This is a genomic window from Enterovibrio norvegicus FF-33, from assembly GCF_000286835.2.
GTDB classification, from domain to species: domain Bacteria; phylum Pseudomonadota; class Gammaproteobacteria; order Enterobacterales; family Vibrionaceae; genus Enterovibrio; species Enterovibrio norvegicus_A.
Map to the genome: position 1 here is coordinate 2,910,807 of NZ_AJYD02000038.1, position 14,755 is coordinate 2,925,561.

Sequence of the window (14,755 nt, forward strand, 5' to 3'; positions counted from 1 at the left end):
GCGCTAGGTTGGTCTGTATCCAAGCTCAACCAATTAGCCCTTAATCTGTAACTTATACTCCCTGTACCACTTAAAGAACTGAGGACATTTTTCGTTCAAAACTAGACTCTTGGTATTAAAATTCATATCGAGCTTTGATATGTTATAACCATCGATTGACACGCCATATTCATCAAACGCTTTAACAAGTTCAAGTAATACTTTGTAGGCCGCTACCTCTCCGGAAGGGTATTCCTCTTTAACACCACCTTCTGTTCGAGAATTAATATCTTCAATCCACACATTATCCATTTTGGAATGAGCCACTTGAAGAGCCCGCCGAGTTTCTTTAAGCTCTTCAATTGCATTGGCCAAATCAAGCTGAGTAAGCAATAACTCTTGCTCCAACTGAAATTCACGATCTTGATATCTTGCTTGTACGCGCGCTTCTGTCTTGTAGTAGCTCTCTACCAACGCCCTATATGCACTATTTTTCCTTCTAATCGTTGATCCACTCATAAGGGTGTTCGTTATCTCTTGATACCGAGATGCAACAGCTTCTGTAAGAGCAGTAAATGAATCGTAATAATCACAATTCATATCATGAAGAATATCTTTTAAGACCTCTTTTCGCTCGCTAACAGTCTTCATTTGTTTTAAGCGCATTTCATCATGGCTTTTGACTTCTTTAGACAAGTTTGAGCACCTCAATAAAGGAAACATCCTGATTAGACATAGTAGTTTGTTCAATTAAACATTCAGGCGTTGTATTATGAAGCTGAGCTAACATACTAAGGTTGTTAACTACATAACTAACGGGGTCATACCGCAGTATGAATTGTGTTTCAGCAGATAATGCAGGCATTGTTTTTTGGCTAACATTGTTGTTAATTTTGTGTGCAATCATAGCAGCTACTTTCTTCAGCGCATTACTCTGCAATGACGGTACACCACTTACCTCTGTCATCTTAGCTAACAACTCGTTTGAAACTTTGCTCGCCGGTACATAGCTGTACTGCTTCAAGGCATCAAAGCCAGCAATGACAAACTTATCTGGGTTATTCCTGATGTGGTTGTGCCTGGCAATCCAACAAGAAGCAATATGTACTTGCTCCAAATACTTAACATTTAGCTGCTGCTTTTCGGATTCATTGCTTGAGACAAGAATCATCCCAGAATATTCCTGCATTTCATCAAGTGCTCTGCGGGCTGCAGCCGCGATGGCAAATCTATTGTGGCTAGTGATACATGCATGACTACATTCATGACAGTTCATGTAACCATGCAAATTGACAACCTCTTCTGGGCACTTATTGTCATAAGGGCAAATGTGAGTATGGTTGATTGCCAAACCACGACCACCTGAGTCTCTGAAGACTTTAAGAGCCATCTCTGATTCTGCGAAAAAAGGTATATCGTTATTAGTCCAATTTATCTCATCAAACATTTGTGTAAGAACACCCTCGGTGATACTCATTTTTAGTACAGGTACCACATCACTGCTATTTTTAATTTTTCTCGCTATCCTAGATAGGTTTGCTTCATCTTCAGGCGTTGCTTTGGTGTAATAGCCAATCGTGCCATCTGTTTGCCCAGTGAACATCCTTACAGCTTCGTTATCACCTGTTGTGATTTTTATGAATGTGGCCAGTTGGGCACGTAAACTGTGTGGTGTCAGAGGTGTTTTTGGCGTTAGCGGAGTAAAAGGAATTGGCTCATCTAAATCCTCATACTCAATCAGCATAACTTTGGCTATTTCTTCTAAGCCATGTTCTCTAACAGTCTCATATTGCTCAACTGTAAGATTGTTAGGAGTTAAAACTAGCTTCGAGTCGAATTCTATTCCATGCTTTTTAAGCCATTTTTCATACATAAAGACATAAGCCCCCATATTGGGGTGTATGTCAGAGTGCCCCGTAGTTGACTGAAGTAATGGCCTAAAATGTCCGTGAACAGAAAGATCATTATTTTGATAGGCTCTTGGGTCTGTGAAAGCCTTATGGGAATAGTGTTTACGGATTTCCTTGGCGTGACGCAGCATAATCATCACATCCTCTTGGATGGTGCTTTCTAAGCCATTCGCTTTAATCTTGTCAGTTCTTATACGCAGAGGTACAAGAACGTCAACGGGGTTTTCAGCTGCAGTTCGAATATAGTCTTGGTCGAATGTATCAGCACATAAGTGAGCACCGTTAGATGAGCGCTGTCCAGCATATGCAGATACATTGAGAACCAGAAGGCTTTGGTAGTTAGGCAATGTCACCTTCCTAGCGCTCTGACCTATATTGTTAGTCTTAGTACGCATATACCGAAATTCAGGTGAAAAAATCTCACCTATATCAAGCATTTTGCTGCCTATTTTAATTGCGCTAGGAATAGTGATGCGGTCGAAATTTGATGAGTAAGTAACAAGATCAAGGTGTTCAAACCCCTTTATCTTGGTAAGTTCACGATTATATTCTAATAGTTTCTTTCCTTCATGAGGAGCAAGTGCTTTTATCACTTCTTTTGAAGCCGCAAACATTAAACCTTTAGCTACTTCTTTAATAAATATACGAAAAGCAATCCAATACCCTAGATTAAAGGTCTCTTTAACGGTCTTACCTGAACGCCTATAACCAACATTTTTCAAGGGTATAATTGGGTTGCTCTTTATGGCAAACCCATCGATATCGCTATACCTTGCTTGAATGAAATCGAAGAATCTTCTTAGGCCTGAGCAAGCATCCCTCAAGCCATTACCAATATTTTTTTTCGTCACTTTCATTCTTGAAGAATTAATCAGCCCATCAGCGAAGGATAACAACGAAACCGGATAAATCACTTCTTTACCAAGTACTTTAGCTTGTTTTTTATATTCAGAATCAAGAACAGGATCAGTCTTTACAAAGACACTCCCCAAAAATTTGCTTGGAGTATCAGGATATTCAAATAATACATTGGGATGCTTTTCAAAGAACCACGGTAAATATTCAAATAGATAAGCATTGAGATATAGCAGCATATTTGAGCGAACCTTTTCTGTTGAACGCTCAATATCAGTGATGCTTGTCCATGATAACTCAACCTTTTTCCAAGCATTTTCATCCGAAAGGTGCTGGTGTGCAAAATGGTCAAGCTTTCTGTTAATCATAAACTCGCCAAATGAAACAATATTTTCTCTACCTTCTGGGACATAGACTCGCACCACACCCTTAGAATAGATGCTGCTAAGCACTTGTTTCTTTGTACTTCCGGAGTCCAATTTGAACTCGCCGAATACATTTGAGATATAACCGCTACGTTTTATTTCTTCGGAGCCATTTCTTTCTGCCGCTTTCATCAATGCCGCAGGTTGAGAAAAACTGTACTCCTCAATGACCTTTTCAACCCATCCACTTGGAAGGAGGCCCTGTCTTTCATAGATTTCACAAAGGATTTTCCAAGGGATATCTGTTGTTGGCCTATCGATAAGTTGCTCAATTCGAAATGATACAAAACTCTCAACAGTCATTTCATTGAATGACTCGATTCCACGACATAGCATATATCGTGCAATTTGGTTCGCATTCGCACTTAATGATTTAGGTTTGATATCAAACCCAGTTAACTTCGGAGTAATAATCCCTTTGTACTTTTCCTGTCGAATCTTCGAACTTTCAGCTAGCACTTCCAAAGCAAGCCTTGGGTAGCAAAGGCTTAGTGGGCTAGAACCATGGATCTCTTCCACAACATCAGTATCCCATCTTAAATGAGCCGGGATTGGTGCTACTTTCTTTCTAGCACAGTTAGTTACTAATGATAGAAGTGAAGAGCGAAAGAACTTCTTGCTCGGCGCAGATATCCCATTGTACGGAAATATCTCGTCCATGACATTATCCCAACTCGAAGCAACAGACACATTATTCAGCAAGGTTTCCACCATTTCAGGCGCCCACGTAGTAACATTATTGCGGAGCCACCACACTGTCCACATCTTCTGATTCATGTTTCGAGCCGGAGGCTTTGTTGAGCTAAAATATTCAATATCTCCAGCCAAAGATTGACCGACTAGTTCGAGATATTCATCAGTGTAACTAGGAGAGGCCATTGTTAAAAACCCGCCCCGAAACTACCCATAAGTAATTTTTTTTGTTCTTTATCAAGCCCGACACTATTAGTCATGTTAAGTGCTTTCAGAACTTTACTCATCACTCGACTTGTATCCGGCACCGCGTAAACTTCAGTAGCAGAGATATTCGCGTGGCCCATTAGGTGCTGAACCACATTTAAATCAAGACCTATAATTGGAGTGCCATCCTTGTGGAAACCAATACACAAGTAATTCAGGCAATAAACACCATAGAAATGTCTTAACGAGTGTAAGGCTAAACCTCGCGGTTTCGGCAAGCCCCTTTTCTTATAAACGCGTGTTAGTGCCTGTTTGAATGCGTGCTGCCTAGTTTTATCTGAACAAAGTGATAGCGGACGACCTTGAGTCTCACCTTTTCTCAAGACAACAAACAAAAAGCTGTGCCCCACATTTAAAGGCTTTCTCTCTAGCTCAAGGTAATCTCTCAAGGTCCGAAAGAAGATTGTTCGAAAAGGTTCTATGAAGAACGTTTCATCGGTTGAACGGCCTTTGTAGGCCATATCATGCGCAGTCTCACCATGGAATGATTCGAACGCGTTGCCGTAAGCTAATGGCCGACTTAACGGGTTGACACTCCTAATGGACTTATTCTTAACATCTATGTCTTGCAAAAGGATGTTAGCTGCCTCTATTTCCCTCAGTCCCGTTCCCAAAGCTAGTGAGATGAATAGACGATCACGCATAGTCTTAGCTTCAGACAAGACAGGCATTACATCTTCATGGGGGAGCGCTTTGTTGATTGAAGAACCTCTTTCTTGGTTAACGATAGAGCTTTTTCTTGTTTTCAATATGGTGCTATTTGCCAACCTAGCACCATTGCGACAAACCCCTGAAATTAAAGATTTTTTCAATAGTGCCTTACGTTGACTTCTCGGCATGCTTTGGCGAAATAGTGACTCACCAAACATGATATCTGGTGCTACAGATAGGTCTACAACACCCATTTCAGAGGCGCTTTGTAATTCAGCTTGCAACTTTGCAGACTGTTTAAGGAACCCTCTTACTGAAGAGATCACCCTTTGGTTGGTAACATTGGAGGTTGGCTTTCGGTTTGTCTTGCCAGCTACAAGCGCAGCTAATGATTTTTCTGGAGCCTTACGCCCCATAGATAGGTAGAGTGGAAACTGTAAAACAATCTCTGTAAGAAGAGACGTCCCGGTATCTTTGCATACTTCAAGCTCAGTAATTTCATCTGGGTTATCGAGTACATCCAAGTACGCAAAGAAGATTCTGAGATCGGATGCCTTACTCTTTACTGTGTTAGCAGCTTCGGTTCTAGCTAGATCATTTATGTAACGATTAAAAGCATAAACAGGCTCTCCATTGATGTAGAGAGCATATGATTTTTGACCCGATGCCAGACGAAAGTTAACTGATTCCATTTTACCCTACGCACGCACTGCAGATTTATACTTTGTAGTCTATATACAAGTGTAAATCTCGTGCAAGAAAACTAATGGGTAAAAAAAAGAGCACAGCAAGTTTAATTGCTGTGCTCTCATATGTGGCACGCCCTGTAGGATTCGAACCTACGACCACATCCTTCATCACACTATAGCTTTCGCTACCACCTATAAAAGGCTTTGTGCGCTGGACTATCCCTTTACCATAGCTTTAAAAGCTTTAGGTAGACGCCGTCTAGTCTCTACACCTTCCCAGTATTACTGGGCTTGGCTCGGGATTGCCAACTCGTTAAAGTAAGGTTTCCCCGAATTTGACGTCTTACACTCTTATCGTTTCCAAAAAGAGGCCCAACCTGAATGCTAGAAAACTAGCGAATTAGAAGGGACGTGCTCTATCCAGCTGAGCTAAGGGCGCATTATTTGTTCCACGACTATAACAGTCAAAGAACGAAATTCAATTTTTTTGCAACTTACGTATGCACTGTCATCTTATACTTTATAAGAACCTGTGACCCACGGCTTAGAAGGCCGTTGCTCTATCCAACTGAGCTAAGGGCGCACTTGATTCACACGAGTGTGCAAATGCAAGCCGGATTATAAGGGTCATAGACACTGCGTCAACGCTTTTCCTCACGCTTTGATATCAAATGCCTAATAAACAAGCACAGTCACCGCTAATTCGATTCAAACCACACCGTTGCACGCTCCGATCATGTCCATGATGTCTCGAGACGGACAAATCCAAGGCGTCACGTCAGCAGCCGTGGTTTGGCTAATGGCAGGATTGGGTATGATCATCGCTTTTGACTATGGCCGACAAGCACTTTTATTGTGCGGATTCGTACTCTTTGTTCTGGTGGGATTAGATAAAGTTGAATCTACATTTTCTGCGTTACGCCGAGGCGTGCATAGAAAGTGGGAAAGTTCGCGTAAGAAGCCGGAAATACCTGACCAACAGGCCTAAGCGTATGCACAATTCTGAATATTCATTTCGATAAAAAATATCGATTATTACAAACAGTTTATCTCACTTTACGTTTTAGACTGGCGAAATAATAATCACGCCAACAAACATAGAAAACCTGCCCACTTTGAGCAGGTTTTTTTCATTTTACGTCATTACGATAGAGAAAACGCATTGCAACAGACCCTCGAAATTCGGACTGAAGGTAACAGCCCACTCGTGCCTGTTATCAGCCTGAGCCTATTTGCCGTCGCTTCAGGTTTCCTGATGAGCTTGATCCCGCTTGCGCTGAGTGCAAGAGGGATGTCGGTCGATCTCGCCTCTTGGCTTGCAAGTGTGTTTTACGCTGGCCTGTTGGGCGGCGCACTCATTAGTGCACGTATCGTGGGTAAGTTTGGGCACCGCAATGCGCTAGTTGCATTCTTAATAGCTATCGTGGCGACAGTCGGCATGATGGCCACTATTGCCTCACCTGCTGTTTGGCTCGTCTCACGATTTCTCGCAGGCGTTGCCGTTGCCGGCGTTTTCGTGGTGATCGAATCATGGCTATTGATGGCTGATACTGAAAAAGCACGTGCAAAGCGCCTAGGTCTTTATATGGCGTCTCTGTATGGCGGTTCGGCGTTAGGTCAACTGGGCATTGGTTTCTTTGGCACTGAAGGTGCGATGCCATTAATGGTCGTTGCCACCCTGTTCTCTGCTGCCATGCTGCCACCGCTGATTTTCAAAAAAGGTCAGCCAAAAATCGTTGAACATTCGAGCATCAAGCTACGTGAAATGCGAGATTTACCGTCAGCTGCCTACATTGGCTGCATCGTGTCAGGCTTGGTGTTGGGTTCTATCTACGGGTTATTGCCGCTCGATCTAGAGCAACACTACAGCCACAACCAGGTGGGTATGTTGATGGCTATCGTGATCTTGGGTGGCATGGCAGTGCAGCCACTTGTGAGCTGGCTAAATTCACGCGTAGAAAAAGCACTGTTAATGGCCATGTTTTGCTTTGCTGGCCTCCTGGCTATCGCGATGATTGAAATCGCGACCGTGGATGCTGGCTTAATGGCGGGATTATTTCTACTCGGCGCAGCAGCCTTTGCACTCTACCCGGTCGCCATTACCCTTGCATGCCGAAAAGTGAGTGAGTCGAAAATTGTGGCAGCAGCAGAGTTAATGCTACTCAGCTACAGTGTAGGCTCCGTGATTGGCCCCGTATTGGCAGGTAAAGCAATGAATACAGAAAGCGGTTTGATGTTCTATTTCGCTATTTGCTTCGCTGCTACTCTCATTTACATGCTGGTATCCACCAAGCGCAACCGCCGTCGTGGTGCGAATGGTGTCGATGACGTGATGCCGGTAGATTTGTAATTGGGCTTTAGGGCCCTAGGGTCGTCAGGATTTGGCTGATGCTTGGCAAATCAAATAAAAAGCAGGTCTGTATTTATAGACCTGCTTTTTTATGCTGTTTTTTCATGCTGTCTACCCTCTAAGGCACATAGCCAAAACCCAGATTTTACCGACCTGCTGTCGATATAATTTTGGCACTTACTCACTTTTTTGCTGTTCCATTTTCATCACTCCATACCTAACGCACTCTTTTTCTTCTTATCTTTTTTAATTCTCGATGAGAATAAAGAAACCGCACTTCATGCCTTATATTGTGAAAAGTATAATTTTCAATACAGCCCAGAACCCTTAAAGACTGACTAAGAAGACAATAAATATATACAAAATTAGACCTCGCCATAAATCCGACCAAAAACAGCCATTTTTGATAAAAACAAAAATATTAAAGATATTTAAACTATTACATTCAGTAACTTAATTATTAATTGAGTGAATAATCAATAGATTTTTGTGCATTGCTAACTTGCTTCCTATGCTCACATTAGCCGCCTCATTTTTGAGACGCGCGTCACGGCACTGGAGGTTTTCAAATGGCCCAGGTTATACGCAATGCTTTAGTCTCTCTGGTTATCCTTTTTTCTCTTCAAGGATGCTTTTTGATTAACGGTCCTTTGGAATACGCACAAGAGACCAATGTACCAGCAGTTAACTACCTCCCCATCGGCATTCCATTTGTGCTTGGTGGTCATGGCAGCAGCGTTCCCATTACCCCAGAACTCAGCCTTACTGCCAAACATATCGCCAAACTCGATTACAGTACGGTAGTTGCTTATCACCCTGATTGTGACATCGCATTGATCAAAGAAGACAACACAGGCAAAAACACCGCCCCAATGGGCACCGTGAAACAAAATGAATCCATCACCACCGTCGGCATGGGTCTCACGGGTAAGGTGATTGTTGGACAGGGAAAATATTTTATCGACGTCAACTTCGTTGATAGCAGCCTATTTGCTAGCTGTCCTGCCAGTATCACCGACGCGCCGGTTCAATCGGGCATGAGTGGTGGTGGTGCGTTTAATCACAAAGGTGAGTTGGTCGGCATCATTTCAGGCATTTCAGGTTCGGGGTTCAAATTGCTTGATGGCACCGACCTCGGCAATGAAAGGACCAGCGTGTTTGTCTCCACGCTTCACGTCAAACCGTGGCTAGCAGAAGCGATTGAAAACTACTACGGTCAAGCCATGGATATGCTCACCGCAAACTTAACCTCACCCGCATCTGAACCACTTATTGACGCTTCTGGGACAGGAAAAATAAAGTGAGCGTAGCGCAAACGTTTGCGCTATAGCCATGTCACATTTTTTTTGTCAAAATACGGCCTCTTTCCCGTCTGTATCTTTGCCAAAGGAAAATCATGGCCGCTCAAATTATTGATGGAAAAATCATTTCTCAAACTGTTCGACAAGAAGTTGCCGCGCGCGTCGAAGCAAGAAAGGCTGCGGGCCTGCGAGCGCCAGGGTTGGCTGTTGTTCTCGTCGGTGATGATGCCGCGTCACAGGTCTATGTCGGCAGCAAGCGTCGCGTTTGTGAAGAAGTGGGTTTTATCTCTAAGTCTTACGATCTCCCATCAAGCACACCCGAAGCCGATTTGCTGGCATTGATTGATACGCTAAATGCAGACGACGAAATCGACGGCATTCTGGTTCAATTGCCTCTTCCGGCGCAAATGGACGCAACTAACGTACTTGAGCGTATTCACCCAGAGAAAGACGTGGATGGCTTCCACCCGTACAACGTAGGTCGCCTGTGTCAGCGTATTCCTAAGCTTCGCTCATGCACACCGAAAGGCATTATTACGCTGCTTGATCGCTACAACATCCCGCTTCGTGGTATGCACGCAGTCGTGGTTGGCGCATCAAACATTGTGGGTCGTCCGATGACCATGGAGCTTCTGCTCGCAGGGTGCACCACCACCACATGTCACCGCTTCACCAAAGATCTCGAAGGGCATATTCGCCAAGCCGATCTTGTGGTCGTAGCGGTTGGCAAACCTAATTTTATTCCTGGTGATTGGATCAAACCTGGCGCAGTCGTGATTGATGTGGGCATTAACCGCATGGAAGATGGCAAACTGGTGGGTGACGTGGAATACGATGTCGCCAAAACGAAAGCCAGCCACATCACGCCAGTACCGGGTGGCGTTGGCCCAATGACCGTCGCAACATTGATTGAAAATACGCTACTGGCGTGTGAGCAGTTTCATTCGTAAGCCAGCCCAATACATCGCATAACCTCTCCATATATCAAAAAGCACGGCACTCCTCGTGTCGTGCTTTCTCTACCACAGCATGCTCGTCGGCATATAGAAGAAAACCACGAGCTCTCCCTGTTCAGTACTGCTATTTCATTCTACTCGGCAACCTCAACCGCACTTTGTAGCACCTATATCCAATCAACCTGAAGATGCTCGCTTTCTACATCTTTGACATCAAAACTCGCAAAAACTCAAAGCCTTTCATGTCAATTTATTGACTACTCAGTCTCATTTTTGAATCCTATGCATATTAATCAAGACATTGTTTGGGCATTATTTTGCGCATTAGAGTGGGGTACCAAATGAAACCACCAGAATGAAACCACCAAACGACGTCAGAACTCACTAATAGGCCTGACTCCATTAGCAAGACTGTTGGAGCTAACATGTTAACCCCACTCGTGATGGTATTTGGACTGTCGTTTTTATCTCTCTACCTTCTTAGACTCTTAGCCTTCCGTATTGGCTTACTCGATAGGCCCTCAGAAAGAAAACACCACGCAGGTGCCGTGCCATTAGTGGGCGGGCTCTCGTTATATGTTTGCCTAATGGTCTATTTCTTGTTCTATCATCACCTCGATACGGTTGAGACGATCTATATTCTGTCCATTAGCTTATTAGCGCTTGTGGGCGCTCTCGATGATAAGTTTGATGTGAGTTACAAAGTCCGGTTTTTCATCCAAATCATGTTAGCCCTGCTGATGATATCAACCGTTGAGGTTGAACTTTCTTACCTAGGAAACATGTTTGGATTCGGCGAAATCCATTTAGGTATTCTTAGCTACCCCATCACCTTATTGGCTGTCATTGGCGCAATTAACGCCTTCAACATGGTGGATGGTATTGATGGTTTGCTAGGTGGGTTATCCATTGTGACATTCTCAGCGCTTGGCTATCTATTTGGCACGTCCGGTGCGACTGATTTGATGTTGCTGTGTCTCATTGTGATCGTGGCACTTGTGCCTTATATCATCATGAACTTGGGACTGATTGGAAAGACAAGAAAAGTCTTTATGGGGGATGCGGGATCCATGTTGATTGGCTTTACCGCTGTATGGTTACTGATCAAAGCAACCCAACCCAACTTTGAGCCGGTGATGCGTCCGGTGACAGCGCTCTGGATCATCGCACTGCCACTCATGGATATGGCCGCCATTATGATACGAAGAGTAAAACGCGGCGACTCTCCATTTAAACCCGACCGCGAGCATTTACATCATATTTGTCAACGCGCTGGCCTTAATGCGAACCAAACCCTTACAGCAATTTGTACCGTTGCGCTGTCGATGACAGGCATAGGATTGATTGGCGAGAACTTACAAGTGCCAGATCTCGCCATGTTTGGGCTATTTATTATCATGTTTTGCGCCTACTATTTGGCACTTGCTCATGTTTGGCGTTTACTGACAGTGATTCGACGACTCGTCAAAAAAGACAAAGTATTTGAAACAGAGGCTAAGTCTTGATTGTTCACATAACTCACTGGAATGATCTGTCGCTACGCTAGTCAGCGCCAAACAAATCTCTTGTGTACACCTTATCTTCAACATCCAGCAAGGCATCATCCATACGGTTCGACACAATCACATCGGTGCACTGTTTAAAGGCATCAAGATCGGTGAGCACTTCTGAGTTGAACAATGTTCTCCCCGTGTACACAGGCTCATAAATCACAATCTCAATGCCCTTCGCTTTGATGCGCTTCATCACGCCAAGAATCGAAGAAGCACGAAAATTGTCCGATCCTGTTTTCATGATCAAACGATAAATCCCGACCACTTTTGGCTTTCTTTTCAGTATGGATTCCGCGATGAAGTCTTTTCGGGTGCGGTTCGCCTCAACAATCGCCCCAATAATGTTATTGGGTACCGAATTGTAATTCGCCAACAGCTGCTTAGTATCTTTCGGCAAGCAGTATCCACCGTAGCCAAAAGAAGGATTGTTGTAATGGCTTCCAATCCGAGGGTCTAAACACACCCCTTCAATGATCTCGCGAGAGTCTAACCCCAAAGCTTCAGCATAAGAATCAAGCTCATTGAAGTAAGCAACACGCATGGCAAGGTAGGTATTCGAAAACAACTTAACCGCTTCGGCTTCGCTGGAATGGGTAAATAGAACGGGGATATTCTCGTCTTCTGCACCTTCTAACAACAGGTTTGCAAACAACTCCGCAAACTCGGTTTGCCCACCGATAATGATACGAGAAGGATGCAGGTTGTCATACAGCGCTCGCCCCTCGCGCAAAAACTCCGGTGAAAAAAGCAGGTTTTCTGTCTGATAGTGGGTTTTGGCATTTTCCGTAAACCCAACCGGTACAGTCGATTTCACCACAATGAGTGCATGAGAATTGCAACACACCACGTCTTGAATGACCGCCTCAACGGAAGACGTATTAAAAAAATTGGTGACAGGATCGTAGTCCGTCGGTGTCGCCACAATCACAATGTCTGCCCACGCATAGGCTTCGCGACTGTCCAATGTGGCGTAAAAACGTAACCCTTTATGCGTTAGAAAGTTTTCAATGTCTTTATCAACAATCGGCGACACACCATTGTTAAGCATGTCGACTTTCTCTTTCACAATATCAACGGCAACCACATGATTATGCTGTGCAAGGAGCATGGCGTTCGAAAGGCCAACATAGCCCGTTCCTGCTACCGCTATCTTCATTCAACGCTCCATGCTCTGCAAAGAAAAGTGCAGAAACGACAAAATGCACGCACCTAGATGAGCTCATTTGCATATCCATCACACCATTAATCTTAAATATAGAACATGACGTTTTTCTGATGTTTATTTTGAGGTTTGATGATGTTGTCGTCGCGAGGAAAGGAGGAAACGAAGGGGAAAAACTGAAAGGACCGCGAGGACATTCACAGTCGCATCACTCATGCTCCCATCGCGCCCTTGAACCCAATAGGTTTGGGCTAACTCGGAGCCAATACCAAGGGCTATGAGCAAACACCACACGAAACGTCTTTTTCCTGAATCAAGGGTAAAAACAAGCCAACTGCTTAGATGGAAAAGCGCGAAATGAAATAGCCAGTCACCATGACCGAAGAAAAAATGGCTGCTTTCGACGTTAATGGCAGAAAGCCCGACGCCCGTAAAGAGAGAACCCACACCGATAAACGCAATACACAGTGCGGAAATATATAGGGCGAGAGATAACGACGATTGTTTCAACGAGTGAGATTCCTTAGAAACGGGAGTAGGGACTAGGGAGGAGTAGTAACTAGGAAAGAGCAGGTCCTAGGGCCGAGGGAAGAGCGGGGGCAAAAGCAAGAGCTCGACATCAACACTCACAGCCTTTCGCTCTTGTCTCTGTTCTTTCTGCTTTTCCTAGCACCTAGGACCTTCTTTTCCTAGGACTTTGCTTTCCCTAGAACCTTGCTCTTACTTATCAGGATAACCATTCGGGTTGTTTGACTGCCAACGCCACGTATCCGTTACCATGTCATCAAGCGTATGGGTGGCTTTCCAATCCAGTTCAGTTTGCGCTTTGATTGGGTCAGCCCAGCACTCAGCGATATCGCCCGCGCGACGTGGCGCCACTTGATAGGCAATCTCTTTGCCGCTGGCTTGGCTAAAGGCCGCAACCATTTCCAATACGCTCTTACCGTCGCCAGTCCCCAAGTTGTAAATATGCAGCCCAGGCTTAGGCCCGACTTTATCCAGCGCCGCCAAATGGCCATTTGCCAAATCAACAACGTGAATATAATCACGCACGCCACTGCCATCTGGCGTTGGGTAATCATCACCAAACACCGACAAAAACTCGCGGCGACCAACAGCCACTTGTGAAATGAACGGCATCAAGTTATTCGGAATACCTTGTGGGTCTTCACCCATCTCACCGGACTTGTGTGAGCCTACAGGGTTGAAGTAACGAAGCAGCGTAATGCTCCAATCAGGATTTGCTTTGTGGAAATCCGTTAAACACTCTTCCACCATCAGCTTGCTGCGACCATATGGGTTGGTGGCAGACGTTGGGAAATCTTCACGAATAGGCACAGAGGCCGGGTCGCCGTATACCGTGGCAGAAGAACTAAAGATGATTGATTTCACCCCCGCATCACGCATGGCATCCACCAGCACCAGTGTACCGTTCACGTTGTTGTCGTAGTATTCAAGCGGCTTTTCTACCGACTCACCCACCGCTTTCAAACCCGCAAAGTGGATGACTGCTTTGATGTTGTTTTCTTTTTCAAAAACAGAAGTAAGAAAAGCTTTGTCTCGAATATCACCTTGATAGAAGTTAGGTCGCTTACCCGTGAGCTTTTCTATACGATCAAGCACAGCCAACTTACTGTTGTGCAGGTTATCCACCAATACCGGATTAAACCCTGCTTCAATCATTTGTACGCAGGTATGGCTACCAATATAACCAACACCACCAGTAACGAGAACGTCCATTTTTAAATCCTGTTTTGCTTGCATATCAGCTTATACCAACATAACAACCGCTGCAAAAGCGCCTGCTGTGTCTTTAAGTAACCGAAAGCACGAATATTAATTAAAAATCTGGCAATGATTATATCGCCAATCGGCAAGTTTTCCGATAACTATCTAGATACTCTCGCCTACCAATTTGGACCAGCCGCACGCGATAACCGTCAACCTTCGTGCGCTTTGATTCT

At 44.4% G+C, this 14,755-nt stretch carries 10 protein-coding genes; 5 read left to right on the forward strand and 5 right to left on the reverse strand.

What is annotated here, in order from left to right; genetic code table 11:
* Positions 1-33: 33 nt before the first annotated feature.
* The 3 genes from A1OO_RS20945 to A1OO_RS20955 are packed head-to-tail and all read right to left on the reverse strand — an operon-like array spanning position 34 to position 5,472.
* Positions 34-675, reverse strand: a complete 642-nt coding sequence (locus A1OO_RS20945; RefSeq protein ID WP_017004325.1) for a hypothetical protein — start codon at positions 673-675, stop codon at positions 34-36.
* Complete coding sequence (locus tag A1OO_RS20950) at positions 668-4,048, reverse strand: hypothetical protein (RefSeq protein ID WP_017004326.1); 3,381 nt, start codon at positions 4,046-4,048, stop codon at positions 668-670. The genes A1OO_RS20945 and A1OO_RS20950 overlap by 8 nt, the downstream gene beginning before the upstream one ends.
* A 2-nt stretch (positions 4,049-4,050) precedes the next feature.
* On the reverse strand, positions 4,051-5,472 hold the full coding sequence (locus A1OO_RS20955) for a tyrosine-type recombinase/integrase (RefSeq protein ID WP_017004327.1): 1,422 nt from the start codon (positions 5,470-5,472) through the stop codon (positions 4,051-4,053).
* Between the two features lie 733 nt (positions 5,473-6,205).
* Here A1OO_RS20955 and A1OO_RS20960 point away from each other — a divergent pair.
* From A1OO_RS20960 to wecA, 5 genes are all read left to right on the forward strand, one after another.
* Positions 6,206-6,457, forward strand: coding sequence for an MgtC/SapB family protein (locus A1OO_RS20960; RefSeq protein ID WP_241819217.1), 252 nt, complete (start codon positions 6,206-6,208; stop codon positions 6,455-6,457).
* A gap of 174 nt (positions 6,458-6,631) precedes the next feature.
* Positions 6,632-7,819: an MFS transporter gene (locus A1OO_RS20965; RefSeq protein ID WP_016961006.1), complete on the forward strand. Its 1,188-nt coding sequence runs from the start codon at positions 6,632-6,634 to the stop codon at positions 7,817-7,819.
* A gap of 569 nt (positions 7,820-8,388) precedes the next feature.
* Positions 8,389-9,123: a trypsin-like peptidase domain-containing protein gene (locus tag A1OO_RS20970; protein ID WP_017004329.1), complete on the forward strand. Its 735-nt coding sequence runs from the start codon at positions 8,389-8,391 to the stop codon at positions 9,121-9,123.
* 92 nt (positions 9,124-9,215) lie between these two features.
* Complete coding sequence (folD, locus tag A1OO_RS20975; RefSeq protein WP_016961004.1) at positions 9,216-10,070, forward strand: bifunctional methylenetetrahydrofolate dehydrogenase/methenyltetrahydrofolate cyclohydrolase FolD; 855 nt, start codon at positions 9,216-9,218, stop codon at positions 10,068-10,070.
* Between the two features lie 431 nt (positions 10,071-10,501).
* Positions 10,502-11,581 (forward strand): UDP-N-acetylglucosamine--undecaprenyl-phosphate N-acetylglucosaminephosphotransferase, encoded by a 1,080-nt coding sequence (wecA, locus tag A1OO_RS20980; protein ID WP_017004330.1) that lies wholly within the window; start codon positions 10,502-10,504, stop codon positions 11,579-11,581.
* A gap of 37 nt (positions 11,582-11,618) precedes the next feature.
* Here wecA and A1OO_RS20985 read toward each other — a convergent pair whose 3' ends face one another.
* Both A1OO_RS20985 and galE read right to left on the reverse strand, forming a co-directional pair.
* Entirely contained in the window at positions 11,619-12,785 is a 1,167-nt protein-coding gene (locus A1OO_RS20985; RefSeq protein WP_017004331.1) for a nucleotide sugar dehydrogenase, read from the reverse strand.
* 726 nt (positions 12,786-13,511) lie between these two features.
* The gene (galE, locus tag A1OO_RS20995) at positions 13,512-14,531 is read right to left on the reverse strand and encodes a UDP-glucose 4-epimerase GalE (RefSeq protein WP_017004333.1); all 1,020 of its coding nucleotides are present in this window, start codon (positions 14,529-14,531) and stop codon (positions 13,512-13,514) included.
* Between the last annotated feature and the right edge of the window lie 224 nt (positions 14,532-14,755).

Excerpts from the sequence above, each read along its gene's own strand:
- wecA (WP_017004330.1), top strand. The coding sequence starts at position 10,502 with ATGTTAACCCCACTCGTGATGGTATTTGGACTGTCGTTTTTATCTCTC.
- A1OO_RS20950 (WP_017004326.1), bottom strand. The coding sequence starts at position 4,048 with ATGGCCTCTCCTAGTTACACTGATGAATATCTCGAACTAGTCGGTCAA.
- A1OO_RS20970 (WP_017004329.1), top strand. The coding sequence starts at position 8,389 with ATGGCCCAGGTTATACGCAATGCTTTAGTCTCTCTGGTTATCCTTTTT.
- A1OO_RS20960 (WP_241819217.1), top strand. The coding sequence starts at position 6,206 with ATGTCCATGATGTCTCGAGACGGACAAATCCAAGGCGTCACGTCAGCA.
- A1OO_RS20985 (WP_017004331.1), bottom strand. The coding sequence starts at position 12,785 with ATGAAGATAGCGGTAGCAGGAACGGGCTATGTTGGCCTTTCGAACGCC.
- A1OO_RS20955 (WP_017004327.1), bottom strand. The coding sequence starts at position 5,472 with ATGGAATCAGTTAACTTTCGTCTGGCATCGGGTCAAAAATCATATGCT.
- galE (WP_017004333.1), bottom strand. The coding sequence starts at position 14,531 with ATGGACGTTCTCGTTACTGGTGGTGTTGGTTATATTGGTAGCCATACC.
- folD (WP_016961004.1), top strand. The coding sequence starts at position 9,216 with ATGGCCGCTCAAATTATTGATGGAAAAATCATTTCTCAAACTGTTCGA.